The sequence below is a fragment of the Nocardioides sp. NPDC057772 genome (assembly GCF_042798075.1).
Lineage (GTDB): Bacteria > Actinomycetota > Actinomycetes > Propionibacteriales > Nocardioidaceae > Nocardioides.
In genome coordinates this window covers 1-2,711 of sequence record NZ_JBHVKN010000345.1, presented here as the reverse complement: position 1 = coordinate 2,711, position 2,711 = coordinate 1, and the positions used below count along the sequence as shown (strand labels likewise).

The 2,711-nt window shown below is 66.4% G+C and carries 5 protein-coding genes; 2 read left to right on the top strand and 3 right to left on the bottom strand.

Features of this window, described 5'->3' with window-relative positions:
• Positions 1 to 254: 254 nt before the first annotated feature.
• Genes ACFVJS_RS27425 through ACFVJS_RS27415 form a run of 3 tightly spaced genes read right to left on the bottom strand, consistent with a single transcriptional unit; the run spans position 255 to position 1,877 of the window.
• Complete coding sequence (locus ACFVJS_RS27425) at positions 255 to 1,040, bottom strand: hypothetical protein (RefSeq protein ID WP_378886710.1); 786 nt, start codon at positions 1,038 to 1,040, stop codon at positions 255 to 257.
• Between the two features lie 5 nt (positions 1,041 to 1,045).
• Positions 1,046 to 1,402 (bottom strand): hypothetical protein, encoded by a 357-nt coding sequence (locus ACFVJS_RS27420; RefSeq protein ID WP_378886709.1) that lies wholly within the window; start codon positions 1,400 to 1,402, stop codon positions 1,046 to 1,048.
• Between the two features lie 28 nt (positions 1,403 to 1,430).
• Positions 1,431 to 1,877 (bottom strand): hypothetical protein, encoded by a 447-nt coding sequence (locus ACFVJS_RS27415; RefSeq protein WP_378886708.1) that lies wholly within the window; start codon positions 1,875 to 1,877, stop codon positions 1,431 to 1,433.
• Between the two features lie 128 nt (positions 1,878 to 2,005).
• Between ACFVJS_RS27415 and ACFVJS_RS27410 the strand changes: the two genes are divergently transcribed.
• Together ACFVJS_RS27410 and ACFVJS_RS27405 are read left to right on the top strand one after the other, a co-directional pair.
• Positions 2,006 to 2,440 (top strand): plasmid replication, integration and excision activator, encoded by a 435-nt coding sequence (locus ACFVJS_RS27410; protein ID WP_378886707.1) that lies wholly within the window; start codon positions 2,006 to 2,008, stop codon positions 2,438 to 2,440.
• 5 nt (positions 2,441 to 2,445) lie between these two features.
• Complete coding sequence (locus ACFVJS_RS27405; protein WP_378886706.1) at positions 2,446 to 2,622, top strand: hypothetical protein; 177 nt, start codon at positions 2,446 to 2,448, stop codon at positions 2,620 to 2,622.
• Positions 2,623 to 2,711: the final 89 nt, after the last annotated feature.

Genomic DNA, 2,711 nt, shown 5'->3' with positions numbered 1-2,711 from the left:
GGCTGCACCACTACAATCACCACCGCGGCCACACCAGCCTCAGGGGCAAGTCACCGATCGACCGCGTGCCCAACCTCCCCGGTCAGAACAGCTAGTTGAGTCAGAGCTGCTGTGCCTGGAGAGTGAGCGCTTGGTCTTCGGACTGGGCGCTCTTCTTCATTTGCGCGGCACGTAGGGGGACCGGCCGCCAGGCCGCACGCCCCCGGAGGCCGCGCCCGCGGCCGAAGGCCGCCTTGAGTCAGTAGAGAAAGTTCTCACGAAACGACGGCCAGCGTCTTGTCATCGTGGCGCTTGGCTCGCGGGAGTTGCTGCCCTCGCTCGTCGATCGCCTCCCAGTCCTGACAGCGCTGGAGGATCGCGGCTAGGTCGTCAGCCTTGGCGGCTGCAACGCTCGGCCAGTCATCTAGACCGAGGTGCTCCATTGGCTTGTACGCGCCGTCCGTCGCGAGCACGCACCATGGAGCCTCGTCGGGCGACAGATGACGGGTGAGGGCATGCTCTGCGGCGGCCGGGTCGGCCTCTGCGATCCAATATCCGCCGGGCTTGTTCCGGTGTCGGAGTTGCTCGGCTTGGAGCGCTGCGAGGATCTGCCGATGCTCGTCGTCGTATCCGCGTCCACTAGCGAGCCGCCCCCGGTAGGCGGTGCGCTGCTCAGCCGCCAGCGGTCCGAGTCGATCGTCTCGAAGGATCTCCCCTGGCATCACGACCTGGCTGTCCCCCAACACCAGCACGTCAACCGAGGCATCCTCGCGCCTGCGAACAACGGCCACCGTGCTCGACGGCGCGCGACCTCCGGGTGTCAGGTCGAGCGCGGCCGCAGTCGTCTTGATCGCCTCGGCCAGGAGCACGGTAAGCGCCTCGTCGGTGCCGTCCACGAGTGCGGCCATGGTTGATCCCAGATGTTGCGAGTAGGTCGACGCGGGCACATCGCGGGCGGAGAATGCCGATGCCCCGTCGAGGACGATGACAGCGTTCGAAGTCACAAACGCTCGGTCATCGCCGCTGGGCGGCTCTGGGTGCTGGGCAAGGATTGCGCGCATGCGGGCTACCGGAGAAACGGCCCGGCAAGAAGGCTGCTGCCGGTGACGTCGAGTGGGGTGTCGTACTCGCAGCGAATCACACAGGAGAAGTCCGCATCCTTGGTCTCCGCGTAGAGGTCGCCGAGGTGCTTGGTCAGGTAGTCGACCACGCCAAGAGCTCCCATCGTGTGAATGCCAGCGATGTGGACAACGGTTCTGTTCCCGATCCGGTGTCGCCCGAGGTACCCAATGTCAGCGCCGACGAACACCTCCTCGTCAGAGGGTGAGCCATGGCGCGCGCCCCCGGATTCCTCGATCCACCAGCGTCCATCGGCCTTGACGAATCCCAGGCGCGAGTCCCCGGCCAGGAGGGTGGAGGCCACCGGGCCGAGATCGGACCGCAGATCAGCACTACATCGCCTTCCGGCAGGACTTCGGTCTCTGGGCCGACCTGGAACCGGTCACCGTGAACCCGAGATCGGCTAGCAGCTTGTCCGTAGTGTCGCCAGACTTCGCGTCCTCGGCGGCAATGAGGGGCCGCTCGCGGTCGATCGTCTGGTAGCGCCAGGGCACACCGACGGCGACGGGGCCGACACCGAAGAACCCGCGCTCGGCGCTCGGTGCGCTCCCCCGGATCTGAGTGATTCGGCCCTTCGTGATCCCGAGGGCGGCGGCAATCTCGGTGTATGTCAGGTCCTGGTCTCGGCGCGCCTCTTCGATCGCTGCCTTTCGCAGACGTGCTAGTTCGGTCGCACGCTGCTGGTAGAGCGTCAGGAGTTCGGTCGCACGACGACCACGCCGCAACGGATCGGGGTCGCGACGTACGGCTTCGAACTCTTCTGAATCTGACTCAGGCACGCCCAAGAGTTTAGACCCCTTGACAGCCCTGTGCGCATCCCGTACCTTCGTGTTTAGCCCCCTAAACCAGATGGGGGATTTTCTTGGGCCATCGTGTTTAGGGCCCTAAACCGAAGGAGATGCAAGACATGGCGATTCAGCGCAGGATGAACCTCACCCAGGCCCAGGTCTTCCCGGCCGGTGCGTTCGTGGTCGGCGAGGTCGAGCCGATCCGGGACTACGACCTGGCCCCCGGCCCGGATGGTCTGCGGCCGCAGAAGACCGACAAGGAGACCGGGCTCCCGATCTGGACCGTGCCGGTCCTCGACGCCGACCCCGAGGCGGGCAAGAACGACAAGACCGTCAACGTCAAGATCCTCGCCAAGCACCAGCCGGTGCCCCCGGCCAACGACACCGGCCTGCCGTTCATCCCGGTCGAGTTCACCAACCTCGTCGCGGTCCCCTGGATCGACGACTCTGGCAACCGCCCCAAGTTGCAGTGGTCGCTCACGGCCACGGGCATGGACGCCCCCGGCGCTGCGCGTAAGCCCGCCGCTGGCGCTGCTGCCTCCAAGGCTGCCTGAGCGCTATGAGCCTCTACCTGGTGTGGATCGGCGACGGGTCCGACCCGGCTCACCTGGCCGGACTCAACGCCGACTACACCCTGTGCGGGCAGCCCAACGCCGGGCCCGCCTGGACCTGGGACTACCCCGACCTCTCCACCCCGGTGTGCTCCATCTGTCGCGGCAAAGCGACCGACCTGTGAGCACACCCCACATTCGCCCGCCAGTCGTCGCGGAAGGGAAGCCGTGGCGGCTGGCGGGTCTCCAACTCTCAGAACGGAGCACGTCATGA

Bases quoted from the DNA above. Each gene is read 5' to 3' on its own strand.
- ACFVJS_RS27425 (WP_378886710.1), bottom strand. From the start codon at position 1,040: ATGCGCGCAATCCTTGCCCAGCACCCAGAGCCGCCCAGCGGCGATGAC.
- ACFVJS_RS27410 (WP_378886707.1), top strand. From the start codon at position 2,006: ATGGCGATTCAGCGCAGGATGAACCTCACCCAGGCCCAGGTCTTCCCG.
- ACFVJS_RS27405 (WP_378886706.1), top strand. From the start codon at position 2,446: ATGAGCCTCTACCTGGTGTGGATCGGCGACGGGTCCGACCCGGCTCAC.